Annotated in this window: 16 protein-coding genes and 2 pseudogenes; 15 read left to right on the top strand and 3 right to left on the bottom strand. The window is 70.4% G+C overall.

All coding sequences use genetic code 11. The features are described from left to right. The first annotated feature begins 251 nt into the window (after positions 1-251). From rpmB to ACIGG8_RS36765, 6 genes are all read left to right on the top strand, one after another. Complete coding sequence (gene rpmB / locus ACIGG8_RS36790) at positions 252-488, top strand: 50S ribosomal protein L28 (RefSeq protein ID WP_396552958.1); 237 nt, start codon at positions 252-254, stop codon at positions 486-488. Beyond that, positions 488-793, top strand: coding sequence for a 30S ribosomal protein S14 (rpsN, locus tag ACIGG8_RS36785; protein WP_396552957.1), 306 nt, complete (start codon positions 488-490; stop codon positions 791-793). The genes rpmB and rpsN overlap by 1 nt, the downstream gene beginning before the upstream one ends. Continuing rightward, positions 790-1,962, top strand: a complete 1,173-nt coding sequence (locus ACIGG8_RS36780; RefSeq protein WP_396552956.1) for a CobW family GTP-binding protein — start codon at positions 790-792, stop codon at positions 1,960-1,962. The genes rpsN and ACIGG8_RS36780 overlap by 4 nt, the downstream gene beginning before the upstream one ends. Positions 1,963-1,978: 16 nt before the next feature. Beyond that, positions 1,979-2,221, top strand: a complete 243-nt coding sequence (rpsR, locus tag ACIGG8_RS36775; RefSeq protein WP_396552955.1) for a 30S ribosomal protein S18 — start codon at positions 1,979-1,981, stop codon at positions 2,219-2,221. Positions 2,222-2,230: 9 nt separating this feature from the next. Continuing rightward, entirely contained in the window at positions 2,231-2,395 is a 165-nt protein-coding gene (gene rpmF / locus ACIGG8_RS36770) for a 50S ribosomal protein L32 (RefSeq protein ID WP_396552954.1), read from the top strand. Positions 2,396-2,472: 77 nt separating this feature from the next. Continuing rightward, positions 2,473-2,613 carry a hypothetical protein gene (locus ACIGG8_RS36765; protein WP_396552953.1) on the top strand — a complete coding sequence of 47 codons (141 nt, stop codon included), beginning with the start codon at positions 2,473-2,475 and terminating at the stop codon, positions 2,611-2,613. 98 nt (positions 2,614-2,711) lie between these two features. Here the strand turns inward: ACIGG8_RS36765 and ACIGG8_RS36760 are convergent. Continuing rightward, a pseudogene (locus tag ACIGG8_RS36760) lies at positions 2,712-2,903 on the bottom strand (hypothetical protein); the annotation flags it as partial. Between the two features lie 102 nt (positions 2,904-3,005). Then, positions 3,006-4,730 carry a methyltransferase gene (locus ACIGG8_RS36755; protein ID WP_396552952.1) on the bottom strand — a complete coding sequence of 575 codons (1,725 nt, stop codon included), beginning with the start codon at positions 4,728-4,730 and terminating at the stop codon, positions 3,006-3,008. A 341-nt stretch (positions 4,731-5,071) separates the two neighbouring features. On the opposite strand from ACIGG8_RS36755, the gene ACIGG8_RS36750 reads away from it, so the two are divergent. The 9 genes and pseudogenes from ACIGG8_RS36750 to ACIGG8_RS36710 all read left to right on the top strand — a co-directional run bounded on the left by ACIGG8_RS36750 (position 5,072) and on the right by ACIGG8_RS36710 (position 11,123). Continuing rightward, complete coding sequence (locus ACIGG8_RS36750; protein ID WP_396552951.1) at positions 5,072-6,007, top strand: metal ABC transporter solute-binding protein, Zn/Mn family; 936 nt, start codon at positions 5,072-5,074, stop codon at positions 6,005-6,007. After that, entirely contained in the window at positions 6,004-6,840 is an 837-nt protein-coding gene (locus ACIGG8_RS36745; protein WP_396552950.1) for a metal ABC transporter ATP-binding protein, read from the top strand. The genes ACIGG8_RS36750 and ACIGG8_RS36745 overlap by 4 nt, the downstream gene beginning before the upstream one ends. Beyond that, positions 6,831-7,742, top strand: a complete 912-nt coding sequence (locus ACIGG8_RS36740; RefSeq protein ID WP_396552949.1) for a metal ABC transporter permease — start codon at positions 6,831-6,833, stop codon at positions 7,740-7,742. Before ACIGG8_RS36745 ends, ACIGG8_RS36740 begins: the two co-directional genes overlap by 10 nt. Then, positions 7,739-8,569, top strand: coding sequence for a metal ABC transporter permease (locus tag ACIGG8_RS36735; RefSeq protein ID WP_396552948.1), 831 nt, complete (start codon positions 7,739-7,741; stop codon positions 8,567-8,569). Before ACIGG8_RS36740 ends, ACIGG8_RS36735 begins: the two co-directional genes overlap by 4 nt. A gap of 23 nt (positions 8,570-8,592) precedes the next feature. Continuing rightward, complete coding sequence (locus tag ACIGG8_RS36730) at positions 8,593-9,027, top strand: Fur family transcriptional regulator (RefSeq protein ID WP_396552947.1); 435 nt, start codon at positions 8,593-8,595, stop codon at positions 9,025-9,027. A 625-nt stretch (positions 9,028-9,652) separates the two neighbouring features. Continuing rightward, entirely contained in the window at positions 9,653-10,066 is a 414-nt protein-coding gene (locus tag ACIGG8_RS36725) for a carboxymuconolactone decarboxylase family protein (protein ID WP_396552946.1), read from the top strand. After that, on the top strand, positions 10,066-10,275 hold the full coding sequence (locus tag ACIGG8_RS36720; RefSeq protein WP_396552945.1) for a hypothetical protein: 210 nt from the start codon (positions 10,066-10,068) through the stop codon (positions 10,273-10,275). Before ACIGG8_RS36725 ends, ACIGG8_RS36720 begins: the two co-directional genes overlap by 1 nt. 179 nt (positions 10,276-10,454) lie before the next feature. After that, positions 10,455-10,913 (top strand): annotated as a pseudogene (locus tag ACIGG8_RS36715) (transposase); the annotation flags it as partial. A 66-nt stretch (positions 10,914-10,979) separates the two neighbouring features. After that, the gene (locus tag ACIGG8_RS36710) at positions 10,980-11,123 is read left to right on the top strand and encodes a hypothetical protein (RefSeq protein ID WP_396552944.1); all 144 of its coding nucleotides are present in this window, start codon (positions 10,980-10,982) and stop codon (positions 11,121-11,123) included. Positions 11,124-11,363: 240 nt separating this feature from the next. On the opposite strand, the gene ACIGG8_RS36705 is transcribed toward ACIGG8_RS36710, so the two are convergent. Next, complete coding sequence (locus ACIGG8_RS36705) at positions 11,364-13,568, bottom strand: RICIN domain-containing protein (RefSeq protein ID WP_396552943.1); 2,205 nt, start codon at positions 13,566-13,568, stop codon at positions 11,364-11,366. Positions 13,569-14,330 lie beyond the last annotated feature (762 nt).

Below are 14,330 nucleotides of genomic sequence, written 5' to 3'. Positions count from 1 at the left end.
CATCGCTCTGCGGTGTGCTCACGACTACGGGTCGTGGCTCACGTGTCCGTCTCGCCGAGCCCGGAGCGCACCAGTGCACCCGAGGGCGCTCGCCGCTGCCCGGTCGGCCGGATCCGCTCCGGGGCGTACGGGCCGACCGAAATGAAATCCATTTTCATTTAAGCTAGTGTGAGCCGCGCTCCCGGGATCGTCGCGCCGACCTCGGGGGCATGGCCGCCTGTCCGCCGCACGATCCGCAACGGAGTCGTCCCATGTCCGCCCACTGTCAACTGACCGGCCGCAAGCCGGGGTTCGGTAACGCGATCTCGCACTCGCACCGGCGCACGCGTCGCCGCTTCGATCCCAACATCCAGCGCAAGCGCTACTGGCTGCCCAGTGAGGGCCGTTACGTGCGCCTCACGCTCAGCGCCAAGGGTCTGAAGACCGTCGACGTCATCGGCATCGAGGCCGCCGTCACCCGCATCCGAGCCCGAGGGGAGAAGGTCTGATGGCCAAGCAGAGCAAGATCGCCAAGAACGAGCAGCGCCGCCGGATCGTCGCCCGGTACGCCGAGCGCCGGGCCGAGCTCAAGCGCGTCATCGCCCACCCCGCCAGCACCCCGGAGGAACGCGCCGCCGCCCAGCGCGAACTCGCCCGCCAGCCGCGCGACGCAAGCGCCACCCGCGTCCGCAACCGCGACACCGTGGACGGACGCCCGCGCGGCTACCAACGTGCCTTCGGCCTCTCCCGCATCAACCTGCGCACCATGGCCCACGCCGGACAGCTGCCCGGTGTGCGGAAGTCGAGCTGGTGAGCGCCGTGCCCGAACACCTCAGGCTCCCGGTCGTGGTGGTGGCCGGACTGCACCGTGCCGAACGCCGCCGCGCCGTCCAGGAGTTGCTGGACGGCGGCGTCAGTGCCGTCGTCCTCCACCACGACCTGCGCGACGCCTCGCGCCGCACCGTCCACCGCGAACTACGCGACACCAACGGCGTGTACGACACCGCCGAGCTGCCACTGACCAACGACTGCGCCTGCTGCGCCCTGCGCGAGGACCTGCTGCCCGAGTTGGCCGGAATCGCGGAGGCCGGGCAGCACGGGCTGGCAGTCGTGGAACTGTGGGGCGGCAGCGATCCGCACCCCGTGGTCGAGGTGATCGCGGGCGGGGAGGTGGACGGTCGGCCGATGGAGGAGTTCATCGAGCTCGCGGGTGTGGTGGTGGCCGTCGACCCGGACCGGCTGCTCGGCGAACTCTCGGTCTCCGACGAGCTGGCCGAGCACGGCGAGCACACCTCCCCGGACGACACCCGCACCCGCGCCGAGGCGCTGGCGCACCAGATCGAGTACGCCACCACCCTCGCGGTCGCCCGCGGTGGCGCGGCGGGACTCGCGATGCTGCGCCAACTGCACCCGACCGCCCGGCGGGTGCTGCTCGGCACCGGCGAACTGCTACGCGCCGCGCTCGGCGGCTTCGACGTGGCCGCCGCCCGCGACCGGGTGAACCCGGCCATCGCGCTGCTGCCGCAGGCGGCGGACGAGGGGGGTGTGGCCACCGTGGTGTGGGAGCGGCGCCGTCCGCTGCACCCGGGCCGGTTCCACGAGGCGCTGGAGCTCCTCGTGCCGGCAGCCCAGCGCAGCCGGGGCCGGTTCTGGCTGGCCAACCGCCCCGAGCTGATGCTCGCCTGGGACGCCGCCGGGGCCAACCTCGCCGTCGAGGAGTGCGGCCCGTGGCTCGCCTCGCTGCCGGACGCCGCCTGGGAGCTGTACCCGCCCGCGCGGCGGGCGGCCGCGGCGCTCGACTGGGACCCGGCCCACGGCGACCGCATCCAGCAACTCGTCTTCATTGCCGAGGGGTTGGACGCGGAAGGGATCACCGAGCTGCTCGACTCCTGCCTGCTCACCGACGCCGAACTGATGGCAGGCGAGCCCGGCTGGAAATCCCTGCCCGACGCCTTCGAGGACCTGCTCGACCCCGTCTCCTGACAGAAAGGAAACCGCGATGGCCAAGCGCCCCGCCGGCGGCCGCCCCGCCAAGCCCCGCCCGAATCCCCTGATCGAGGCCGGGATCACCTACATCGACTACAAGGACACCAATCTGCTGCGGAAGTTCGTCTCCGACCGGGGCAAGATCCGCAGCCGCCGCGTCACCCGCCTCACCGTCCAGCAGCAGCGGGCCATGGCCACGGCGATCAAGAACGCCCGCGAGATGGCCCTCCTTCCCTACACCTCCACTACCCGTTAGGAGCCGGACATGGCCGTACCCAAGCGGAAGACGTCACGCAGCAACACCCGGCACCGCCGTGCCCAGTGGAAGGCGAGCGCACCCCAGCTGGTGCCGATCACCGTCGAGGGGCGCGAGCACCTCGTCCCGCGCAACCTGGTCAAGGCGTACGAACGCGGACTCCTCGCGCCCTGAGCCGCTCCGCCTCGGTGTGGTGCCGGAAGCGGAGGACCCGTCAGCCGCAGCCCGACCTGCTCGCCTTCGCCGAGGATGTGGCTGGTGCCGACTGCTCCTTTCTCTCCTGGGCGGTCACCAGCTACGGCCACGACGACCTCGCCGAGCTGCCGGACGGCTTGCCGATGCCGATGCCGATGTCGACGCTGAACGCGTGCCGGCGTTCGGTCTCACCCTGAAGGGTTCGGGCCTGACCGGGACGAACAGCTCGTACCTTGGAGGCCAGGCCGACGGCAAGGGGGCCGCAGCTGCGCTGCGGCCCCCTTGTGGTGCGGCGTCAGGAGACGTTGAGCGCGGTGTCGTCGATCACGAAGCTGGTCTGGAGTGAGCTGTCCTCGGTGCCGGTGAACTTGACGGTGACGGTCTGGCCGGCGAAGGAGGTGAGGTCGTAGCTGCGCAGGGTGTAGCTGTCGGCCTTGTCGAGGTTGGAGAAGGTGGCCAGGGTGGTGGAGCCGACCTGGACGGTCAGCGTCCTCCGGCCGCACTGTGAGAATCCGGTTGGGGATTCGCGCGCGGGCGGACGGGTAGGCGGGCGGACGGGTAGGTGGGCGGCCGGGTAGGTGGGCGGAGGTCAGGTGACTCGGGCGGCGAAGAGCTGATGGCCGAGGAGCGTCAGTGGGTGGTCCTCGCCGGGCAGCGTCAGGACCGTGCCGACGCCCGCGCCGGCCAGCGCCTCGCGCCAACCGGTGGCCGATGGCGGAGTACCCCCTGGGGTCAGCCTGGCGTCCTCGGCGATGCCAAGCGGTAGCAGGGCGCGTGAGATCAGGAACTCGTGGTGTTCGCGGGTCGGCTCGGTGAGCAGCAGCCAGCCGCCGGGGGCGAGCAGGCCGGTGAGGCGGCGGGCGGCCGCATCGGGATCCCGGGCGCCGGCGAGCGTGTTGGCGGCGATCACCACGTCGAACGAGTGCGGGCGAAAGCCCTGCCCACCAGGGTCGCTGTGGACGTCGAAGTGCTTGAACCGCACGCGGGCGTGCTTGCCTCCCCGGGCGCGGGCCGCGCCGAGGAGAAGTTCGGAGCTCTCCGTGCAGAGATAGTCGACTGCCGGGCCGGGCCGGCCCTCCGCCGCGAGGACCCGGGCGATCGCCTCGGTGGTCACGCCGGTGCCGGCCCCCATCTCCAGCACCCGCAGCGCCCCGGGTGCCGTCCGCGCTACGGCGATCTGCCGTACCGCCGTGCTCAGGGCGGTGGTGAGGTAGCGGCCGGTGGCCGTGTTCGCCTCAAGGGCGTGGGTGATTCGGATGCTGCCCTTGGGGAACAGCAGCGAGGCGGCGTCGAGTTCGCCCGCGAGCAGCGCGGGCAGGCGTTCCGCGCTGCGTCGGAGGTAGTCCATGACGACGGCCGAGCCCAGCTGCCCGTTCCACGCTTCGGAGGCCAGCCTCCACTCATGCAGGGCGGCGGCTGTCTCGACCGGCTGGACGGCTCGAAAGCTCTCGCCGTCACTGAACGTCAGGCCCCCTTCCGTCAGCACCTCCAGCCAGCGCTCGACAAGCCGACGGTGTGCGGGAACGACGCGGGCCGCGGCGAGTATCTCGGAGAGCGGGTGGCTGAGCGTCGGGTCGGTCAGGACCCGCCCGGTCCGCAGGGCCAGCAGCATCGAAGCCAGTACTGCGTTGTCGAGGTGCTCGGTGAACCGCCGGACCTGCTCGCCGGTGACGCCTATGACGTGCTTCCATGCCTCGGCAGCCGCCGCGCCGATCACCTCTCGCAGGGTGTCGTCGGCGGCCTCGGCGCAGCTGCTCGGCTCGCGGACGTGCGCCGGCACGGTGCCGAGCGCCTCCACGGCGGCGTAGACGTCGTCCTGGCGCGGTTCCGGGCCGATGTGGATCACCCGGCGCAGTTCGGCCAGGTCGTACGAGTGCGGGCCGGACAGTCGGCTGATCCGCCACAACAGCTGTGACGGCAGGCTCAGATGGGTGGTGCGGCGGCGGGCCAGGTCGGCGAGAACGCCGGCCGGGAGCTGCTCCGGGTCCCCGCAGACGACCGTGCCGCCGGCGTACAGGGTGGCGAGCGCGAGATCGGCTCCGAGTTCGGACGCCGGATACAGCACGGTGTGCCGGATCGGCGGCGGGCCGAGAATCCCGGCCCAGTGACGCAGCCGCTGCTCGAACGGGTCGGTCTCCCAGGCCGGGATCGCCAGGTGGCCGGCCAGCCGGGCGGCCACCGCCGCCGGCAGGCCGCCCTCGGGCACGGCGCCCGCCAGCAGCTCGCTGCCGCTGATGGAACGGCCGTCGGCCACCATCACCGGCCGGTCACCGGTGGCGCGGAGCGCTTGGACGAGCGGGGAACGGGAAGCCACGAGGGTTACTCCGGGGTCGGCACGGCACAGCGGGGGCAACTGAACCACGAAAACCCATTGGCGACAATGGTTGTCATGTCTTCTAAGCGGGGGCTCAGGGAGTGGCCGGCGGAGCGTGTCCCGGTACGGATCTCTCGGCGTCGCGGTGGCGGCCGGTGCGCGTGCCGAACGCGTCGGGGCGTTCCTCGGTCGACTCCCTGTTCACGAGGTCGGAGCCTGGCGTAGCGCAGATCAAGATTCGGCAATGATTTTCATATCGTCCCAAGTTTGGCTGGTGATGAAAACCGTTTCCATCTACTCTGTGGCCCGTACCGACACCCCTCGTGAGGAGCACCTTCGCCATGCACGCCGTCAGATTCGCCACCGCCGCCGCCACCGTCGCGGCGCTGGCCGCCGCCAGCGCCTGCTCGACCACCCCCGCCAAGACCGCGGCCTCGTCCGACGGCAGCGGTGCCGGCAAGGTCGTCCAGGTGGCCGCGGCCGAGAACTTCTGGGGCTCCATCGCCACCCAACTCGGCGGCGAGCACGCCAAGGTGACGAACATCATCAGCAACCCCGACGCCGACCCGCACGACTACGAGCCCACAGCCGCGGACGGCCGTACCGTCGCCGGGGCCCAGTACGTCATCACCAACGGCATCGGATACGACGCCTGGTCCGACAAGCTGCTCGGCGCCAACCCCGCCCCCGGTCGTGCCGCGCTCAAGGTCGGCGACCTGGTCGGCCTCAAGGAGGGCGGCAACCCGCACCAGTGGTACTCCCCGGCCACCGTCCACAAGGTCGTCGACCAGATCACCGCCGACTACAAGAAGCTCGACCCCGCCGACGCCGGCTACTTCGACGCCCAGAAGGCCGCCTTCCTGGGCAAGTCCCTCACCCCGTACGACCAGCTGATCTCCCAGATCAAGGCCACCTACGCCGGCACCCCGATCGGTGCCTCCGAGTCGATCGTCACCCCGCTCGCCGAGGGCCTCGACCTCAAGCTGCTCACCCCCGAGAGCTTCCTCGACGCCACCAGCGAGGGCGCCGACCCGACCGCCGCCGACAAGGCCACCATCGACCAGCAGATCAAGACCAAGCAGATCAAGATCTACGTCTACAACAGCCAGAACGACACCCCGGACATCAAGGCCCAGGTCGAGGCCGCCAAGGCCCAGGGCATACCCGTCGCCACCGTCACCGAGACCCCGGACCCGGCCGACGCGAGCTTCCAGGACTGGCAGATCGCCGAACTCCAGGGCATCGCCACCGCGTTGAAGCAGGCGACCGGCAAGTGACCACCATACCGATCGAGCGAACCGTGGCACCCCCGGTCGGGCCGCCCGTACTGGAACTGCGCGGCGCGGCCGTGCACATGGGCGGGCGTACGCTCTGGTCGGGCGTCGATCTCAGCGTCGGGGCCGGGGAGTTCACCGCCATCCTCGGCCCCAACGGGGTCGGCAAGTCCACCATGGTCAAGCTCCTGCTCGGAGCCGTACCCGCCGCGGCCGGCACGGTCCACGTCCCCGGGCGGACGGACATCGGCTACCTGCCCCAGCGCCGCAGCTTCGACGCGAGCGTGCGCATCCGCGGCATCGACGTGGTACGCCTCGGCCTGGACGGCCACCGCTGGGGCATCCCAGTACCCGGCTTCAACCGCGCCCGCCGCCGCGTCGAACGCCAACGCATCGACGAAGTCATCGAGTTGGTGGGAGCCGCCGGCTACGCCCACCGACCCATCGGCCACTGCTCCGGCGGCGAGCAGCAGCGCCTGCTGCTCGCCCAGGCGCTGGTCACCCGCCCCCGGCTGCTCCTCCTCGACGAGCCGCTCGACAGCCTCGACCTGCCCAACCAGAGCGCCATCGCCGCACTGCTGGGCCGGATCTGCCGCGAGGACGGCGTCGCCGTCACCATGGTCGCCCACGACGTCAACCCGATCCTCCACCACCTCGACCAGGTCGTGTACCTCGCCGAAGGCCGGGCCGTCTCCGGCCCGCCCGACGAGGTGATCACCTCCGAGACCCTCACCCGCCTGTACGGCGCCCAGGTCGAGGTGCTGCGCACCGCCGGCGGGCGGCTGGTCGTCGTCGGAGTGCCCGAGGACTGCCGGAGCTGTGGCCCATGCTGCTAGCCGACACCACCCAACCGGCCTTCTCCTGGAACCTGATCGCGGACCTCCAGCAGATGTGGGCCTACCCCTTCATGATCAACGCCTTCCGTGCCGGGGCCGTCGTCGCCGTGGTCGCCGCCGCCGTCGGCTGGTTCATGGTGCTGCGGCGCCAGACCTTCGCCGGGCACACCCTGTCGGTCGTCGCCTTCCCCGGCGCCGCCCTCGCCACCCTGCTCGGACTGTCCACCGCCCTCGGCTACCTCGGCTCCTGTCTGGTCGCCGCGGTGGTGATCGCCGTCCTGCGCGACAGCGGTCGGGCCGGTGTCGCCGAGGAGTCCGCCGCCACCGGCACGGTCCAGGCCTTCGCGCTGGCCTGCGGCTTCCTCTTCGTCACCCTGTACAAGGGACTGCTCGGCGGCCCTCAGGCCCTGCTGTTCGGCACGTTCCTCGGCATCACCACGGGCCAGGTCACCCTGCTCGCGGCGGTCGGCGCAGCCGTCCTCGCCGTGCTCGCGCTGATCGGCCGCCCCCTGCTGTTCGCCTCCCTCGACCCGCAGGTCGCCGTCGCGCGCGGAGTGCCCGTACGGCTGCTCGGCGCGGGATTCCTGGTGCTGCTGGGCGCCGCGGCGGCCGAGGCGAGCCAGATCACCGGCAGCCTGCTGGTCTTCGCGCTGCTGGTGATGCCCGCCGCCACCGCGCAGGTACTCACCGCCCGGCCCGTCCTCGGCCTGGTCCTGGGCGTGCTGCTCGGCCTCGCCGCCTGCTGGCTCGGCCTGATCGCCGCCTACTACCAGCCCTACCCGCTGGGCTTCTTCGTCACCACCTTCGCCTTCTGCGGGTACCTCCTCGCCCACCTCGCCCGCGCCGTGAGCACCGCCCTCGGCCGGGCCCGAACCCCCCTGCCCACCGGAGCGCCGGCATGATCACCGCCTTCCACCAGGCCTTCTTCCAGCACGCCCTGCTGGCCGGCACCGCGATCGCCCTCGCCTCCGGACTGGTCGGCTACTTCCTCGTCCTGCGTGCCCAGACCTTCACCGGCGACACCCTCAGCCACGTCGCCTTCACCGGCGCGATGGCCGCCCTCGCCGGCGGGTACGACCTGCGGCTCGGGCTGTTCGCCGCGACCGTCGGCGTCGCCCTGCTGCTCGGCCTCCTCGGCCGGCGGGGACGGCCCGACGACGTCGTCATCGGCACCCTCTTCTCCTGGATCCTCGGCCTCGGCACCTTCTTCCTCACCCTCTACACCACCCACCGCTCCACCACCCGGGGCAACGCCGGCATCAGCGTCCTCTTCGGCTCCATCTACGGCCTGAACGGCACTCAGACCACCACCGCCGTCCTGGTCGCGGTCGCGGTCAGCACAGCTTCCCTGCTGATCGCCCGCCCCCTGCTCTTCGCCACCCTCGACGAGGCCGTCGCCACCGCGCGCGGCGTCAAGGCAGGCGCGCTCGGCCTCGGCTTCCTCGCCCTGGTCGGAGCCTGCGCCGCCGAGGCCACCCAGGCAGTCGGCTCCCTGCTGCTCCTGGGCCTGCTCGCCGCGCCCGCCGGTACCGCCCTCCGCCTGACCGACCGGCCGTACCGGGCCCTGGCCCTCTCCGCGGCACTCGCCGTCCTGGAGATGTGGGCCGGACTGACACTCAGCGCGGCCGTACCCCGACTGCCGCCCAGCTTCGCCATCATGGCCGTCGCCGCAGCCTGCTACGCCGGCACCCTCGTGATCCGTCCGGCCGTCCGCCGGGCGGCGGCATGACCGGCACCACGGAAGGGGGCGTGATGCCGAGGACGCGCCGGGCACCGGTGCCCCCGTGGAAGGAGACCCCGCAGCGGGCACTTGTCCGACAGGCCCTCGCCGCCTGCCCGGGCTTCGTCAGCGCCCAGCTCCTGCACATCAGGATGGTCTCGGCGGGGGCCGCGGTCGGCCTGTCCACCGTCTATCGGACCCTGGCCGTCCTCGCCGCCGCCGGGCTCGCGGACGTCATCCGCGACGACTCCGGCGAGCGCCTGTACCGCCACCGTCCCGGCACCGACCACCGGCACTACCTCATCTGCCGCCGCTGCGGCCACAGCCTCGTGGTGGAGTCCGACCCGGTCGAGCACTGGGCACAGAGGATCGCTGCCCAGTCCGGCTTCACCGACGTCCACCACACAGTCGAACTCGTCGGCATCTGCGCCGCTTGTACCGGCGAGCCGAACGACGGTGAAACGTGACGGGTGACCACGGCGTCACCCAGTCCAACCCGTGTCGTGTTGCGCAGATGCGTCGGCCAATGGCACGGATCCGGAAGGTACGCGAGCGTGGTTGCCCCCTGCGGGATGACCCGGCCGGTGTCGGCGGCGACCGTCGGGCGTCGTGAGACCTCACGTACGGTGGCAGGCTGGAGCTGGTACGGCGGAGGCTTCCGCACGGTCGGTTCGCCTGCGGCTCGAACCGATCTGTCCTGCGTCTTCCGGGCGGAACGTGGTCAACCGCCCCCAGCCGGCTGCTGTCACCGCAGCCGAACCACGACACGAACTCCTCCGCCACGGTCCCTGGTGCATGGCGACCGAGCGGTGCCGGCCTCGACAGATGCGTCCCCGGACGCGGGTGCCAAGGGGCATCCTCGGGAGTCGGGAGCATCGCGCTCGGCGACCTGGCGCTCCTTTCGAGCGGTGGTCAACGACCATCGCGGCTGACATCCTGGAAAGGAGGGCACGCCGTCGTCCGCGACTGTCGGGAACGACGGGAAGAGGGCGCATCTTCCTGGTGAATACGCGGCATGCGGGCGGCAGGGTCCGGCCTCCGGCAGCCTGCGGTCCGCGTCGGCTGGGCTGGACTGGGCATGCGAAGCCCGGGATGGAGGACATCGCCATGGCCACCGCGATCAACCGCGGCGAGATCGAGGCCGACATCAAGGAGACGCTGGGCCTCGTCCCACACTTCTTCAGCAAGATCCCCACCGAGCTGCTCGGCCCGGAGTGGGAGATCTTCAAGCGGATCGAGCTCGGGGAGACGCTGATCCCGAACAAGTACAAGGAACTGATAGGCGTCGGGCTGCACGCCGAGACGAAGTGCAAGTACTGCAGCCTGTTCCACACCGAGGCCGCGAAGCTCTTCGGAGCAACGGACGAGGAGATTCAGGAGGCCGTCCACTACGCCAAGGCCAGCCTCGGCTGGAGCGCCTACATCAACGGCATGCAGGAGGACTACGACCAGTTCGCCGCCGAGCTGGCCCAGGTCACCGACTACGTCCGGTCCAAGGCGGCGTAATGCAGCTGGAACGGGTGCGGCCCACGGTGCTGCGCGCCACCTTCCACGCGTACGAGCTGGCCGCCCTGACCGCCGCCGCCCGTTACGTGGTCGAGGCCGCACCCCCCGACATACCCGCCGAGTCGCTCCAGCAGTTGGAACAACTGCTCGCCGCGTACGACGACCAGGTCCGGAACCTGCCGAATCCCGCGCCACAAGGAGGCGCGTGACCGTTGCGCACCACCGGCAACCCCGTCGGTGGTCGTCCCGGCGCTCGCGGGAGCGACCACCGACCAATCGGGTGGGGTGGACTGCGCGTCGCCACCCCGACACGCACGAGATCGGTGAGGGGCGTTCCGGGGATGATCAATAGGGGTCACTGACACGCCGACATCTTGATTCTTTACGGCTGCACCTGCTGCGGAACTCTTTCCGCTACACCTCCAAGCGGGACTGGGCGGAGGTCGCCCGCGACCTCAAGCCCGTCCACACCGCGCCGAACGAGGCCGCGGCCCCGGAGCGGTTCGCCGAGTTCGCCGCCGCCTGGGAAGCGTCCTACCCGGCCGTCGTGCGACTGTGGGAGCGGGCCTGGTCCGAGATGGTCCCCTTCCTGGCGTTCGACGCCGAGATCCGAAAGATCATCTGCACGACCAACGCCATCGAGAGCCTCAACTCCCGCTACCGCAGGGCCGCCGGCGCCTGCGGCCGCTTCCCCAACGATCAGGCCGCCCTCAAACGGCTCTACCTGGCCACCCTCGCGCTCGACCCTACCGGCCGCGGCCGCCAGCGCTGGAGCAACCGCTGGATGGCCGCCCTCAACGCCTTCGACATCACGTTCGACGGACGCCTGTCAGCCGGACGGGCGTAGGTCACCCGGCCCACGCCCGACAGCAAGATCAACACCTAGTCCAACCGGGTGTCGTACACCTAGATCGTGATAGTCCCCTGGCTCACGGCCGAGACGCCTCATGAGGCCACGGACGACACGGTGGAGCCCATCGAGGGCGAGCTGAACGACCTGCTCGGCGATGAGGACCGCGTCGGGGACGACGGCGAGTCGTACGAGTGGAGCCGATGAGCGACGGCTGGCCCCGGCTGCGCCGAGGGGACGGGCGCGGGCGGGGCCAGCCGTGCGGGCAGCTCAGTGGGCGGACTCCGGGGCCTTGGCGGTCCAGCCGTCCGGCAGCCGGTCGAGGGCCGTTCGCCCGCTGGGAGTTTGAAGTAGCACTTCGCACTGCGCTGGTGTTCAGGGGCTGCAGCCCCTGAACACCAGCGCGGCCGCCGCCGGGCTCACGCTGGTCGGGTCCTGTTGCGGGAGTCAGCAGTTGTCGGGCGGCACTTTCGAACTGTTGAGGACGACAGCGGTGCTGTTGACTCCGTCGGTACCGTCTACGGCAGGGACGGTGCTCTGCCCGGGTTCGGTCCAGGTGAAGTTGCTTTCGGTTTGGTTGAAGGTCCAGGTGCCGGTGACTTCCTTGACGACGAAGCCTTTTCCCAGCCAGCCGTACTCTCCTGGCGGAATTTTGATGTGGCCGTCGACCGTCGTGGTCGTGCTGCCGTTCCACGCGTGGTCGTAGTGTGCCTCGATGGCCGCGCTGACCGGGCCCAGTTCACCTCCTACGGTGAGGGAACCGCCGGCAGTGTTCTCCCAGCCGGTGCTGTCGGCGACGCTGATCTCCACCTCCTGCTCGGCCTTGGTGGCGTTGTAGGTCAAGGTGCCGTTGACGCAGGAGTGGTAGTCGACGTAGGCGTTCTCATCGCCGGTCCAGGTGAAGCCGCAGTTGTTGTTCTGGGCGCACAAGGCCAGGGCGTATCGCGTCGCGAGCTCGCTCAGGCCCGGCGCGGTGCCGGTGCCGGAGATGCTCAGCCGCCACTGGTCGGCAGCCGCTGAGGTATTGCATTGATCGGTTTCGCTGGGGAGCTCGCCCCTGTCGTTGCCCGTGCTGTCCAGGCTGAGGAATTCCGTGAGGCATCTGCCGTTGTCCACGTTCCGGATCAGGTACGCCCCCGGTGTGATGGAGGGTTGGATGTACCAGCGCTGTTGGGTCCGGGTGTTGCACTTCACTTGGAGAGTGCGGTCCCAACCGACGGAAGGAGGAAGGTATTGATCCGGGACGAAATCGAGGCACCGGTTGGTGGCCCTGTTCTTGAGTTGGAAGAACCCGCTCTTGTCCCGGATCATTGACCACCGCTGCCGGGGGGTGGTGACGCCGTTCTTCACGGGGGTGGCACCGACCCCCGAGGTGGGGTCGGTGGTGTCCTCGGGCGCCAGGGCGTGGCCTGTTGCCACGTTCACCACGCTCAGACAGGCCGTCGTGCCGGTGCCCGCGCACGGAGTGGGGCCGTAGCCGAGGCTCTCCCAGTCGGCCCATTTGTCGCTGGGGGGCGGGTTGGACTCTTCCTGCGCGCTGTGCGCCAGACCGCCGTTTGCCTGTACGGCGACGGCTTCCAGACGGCCGTCCCGGTTGGCCGCAACGGACCAGCTGTGGGTCGTCGCGCCGCCAAGACTGCTTGGTGTGCTCCACGAGTCGACACTGCTGGGCTGGGTCTGCATCGTGTGCAGAAGGCTGTTGTCGGACTGGCGCGCGAAGACCTCCAGACGTCCGTCAGCGTTGGCGGCCACGTTGAGGTCGGTAACGGTGGCCACACCACCGAGAGGGGTGCCCTGGCCCGTCAATTGCGTCCAGGAGCTTCCCCACTGCTGCTGGCCGGCCTTGTTCTGCGCGACGTAGTAAACGTTGCCTTTCGTGTCCCGGACGAAGACCTGCAGCCGCCCGTCCTGGTTGCGCGCCACGGCAGGGTAGCTCTGGACACCGCCGCTCAGGGTCGGAAGAGCCTTCCAGGGGCTCCAGTTCTTCGTGTTCGCCTTGTTCTGGACGCGGGTCCAGAAGTTCCCGTCGTTGCCCCAGTCGAACACCTGCAGCTGCCCGCTGCTGTTCATCGCGACAGCCGGCCGGGCGACCATCTTGACGCCGGTGGGGGCGCCCATAGAAGTCCAGGAGTCCCAGTTCTCCCCGTACACGCTGCCGGCCGCCGTCTGGACCATCGACATCAGGGTGCCGTCCGCGCCCGCTCCGAAGACCTGGAGGCGCCCGTCCTGGTTCGCCGCGACCGCGACCCCAATCGCATTGGCAAGGCTGCCACCATGCGTCACCCACGTCGTGCTCCAGGTGCTGTCGCCGGTGGTTGTGGACGCCATCGTGGAGACGATGCCGCCATGGGTGGTGAAGACCTCCAGACGTCCGTCCGCGTTCGTCGCCACCACCGGGTCGGTGTCCGCGGCACCACCCAACGCGCTCCAGTCACTCCAGTCGGCGCCGGGTTCCCTCTGGCCGGTATGCCAGACGGTGCCGGGGGTGGCGCGGGCGAACGCTTCCAGTTCGCCGCTCTTGTTCAGCGCCACCAGACGGGTGGCCGGCGGCACCTCAGCGACGGCTGTCGCGGGCGGAGGCGTGTCAGCCCAGGCCGGCGCCTGCAGGCAGGTGACCGCGGCCAGGACAGCGCCGAGCAGGGGGATGAGCACACCTACGGGCATGCGAAGACGTCCTGCCATGCAGCTTCCCTCCCGGAAACAGGCAGCCTCGTGCGGGAGCAGGTCCTCCCGGACGTAGGCGATGGAATCTGCCTCTCTGACACGGTAGGAACCATCCGCCCGGGGCCGTATCACCCGAACGGGCGAGGGCCGCTCGCACGCCAAGCACATGCGCGGCAGGCGCACGCCCCGCTCGCGAACGGCGGTCGAACGCCATGCCGTAGCCGCGTGCGAATGTCGACTCACCGTTCGGTGATGCGATCGCCACTCGCAACACGCTGACTTGACAGGCCGAAGAACGATGACCGCGCGGCGGCGCCTCATCTGGTCGCGCGTCGCCGAGCAGCCGACGCCCTTGTCCACCTGGTGACCCGCGACGACACTGGACACCGCAGCGCTTCCCGGGTGAAGGCCCCGCCGCAGCCTCGAAGACCGGAACCTTTGCATAGGGGACAGCTCGCAGCGACGCGCTGCTTGTGGCGAAGCAGCCTGGCTCCATTCTCAGCCGCTCCATCAGGACAGGCCAAGGCCAACTCCAGGTGACAGGCCAACATCGTCGTGGTGTCACTGCGGGCGGGCTTGCGCGCGCGAGGCGTCGGCGCACGCGCGTAACAGACTCCGATGTCACCCCCCGAAGGACTTCCAAGCTCGACCACTAAGTCGGGTAGCCGGGTCACGTTGCCGTGACCCGGCCCCCTCAGAACCGGACGTGCCAGTCATCCCGGCATCCGGCTCAAGCAAGCCACGAGGGCT

It is taken from the genome of Kitasatospora sp. NPDC085464, from assembly GCF_044541955.1.
GTDB lineage: Bacteria > Actinomycetota > Actinomycetes > Streptomycetales > Streptomycetaceae > Kitasatospora.
The sequence above is the reverse complement of the archived record's forward strand: the minus strand, read 5'-3'. Positions and strand labels throughout refer to the sequence as shown.

Coding starts and splice junctions, on each gene's coding strand:
- rpmB (WP_396552958.1), top strand. CDS start 252: ATGTCCGCCCACTGTCAACTGACCGGCCGCAAGCCGGGGTTCGGTAAC.
- rpsN (WP_396552957.1), top strand. CDS start 488: ATGGCCAAGCAGAGCAAGATCGCCAAGAACGAGCAGCGCCGCCGGATC.
- rpsR (WP_396552955.1), top strand. CDS start 1,979: ATGGCCAAGCGCCCCGCCGGCGGCCGCCCCGCCAAGCCCCGCCCGAAT.
- rpmF (WP_396552954.1), top strand. CDS start 2,231: ATGGCCGTACCCAAGCGGAAGACGTCACGCAGCAACACCCGGCACCGC.
- ACIGG8_RS36750 (WP_396552951.1), top strand. CDS start 5,072: ATGCACGCCGTCAGATTCGCCACCGCCGCCGCCACCGTCGCGGCGCTG.
- ACIGG8_RS36740 (WP_396552949.1), top strand. CDS start 6,831: ATGCTGCTAGCCGACACCACCCAACCGGCCTTCTCCTGGAACCTGATC.
- ACIGG8_RS36735 (WP_396552948.1), top strand. CDS start 7,739: ATGATCACCGCCTTCCACCAGGCCTTCTTCCAGCACGCCCTGCTGGCC.
- ACIGG8_RS36730 (WP_396552947.1), top strand. CDS start 8,593: ATGCCGAGGACGCGCCGGGCACCGGTGCCCCCGTGGAAGGAGACCCCG.
- ACIGG8_RS36725 (WP_396552946.1), top strand. CDS start 9,653: ATGGAGGACATCGCCATGGCCACCGCGATCAACCGCGGCGAGATCGAG.
- ACIGG8_RS36720 (WP_396552945.1), top strand. CDS start 10,066: ATGCAGCTGGAACGGGTGCGGCCCACGGTGCTGCGCGCCACCTTCCAC.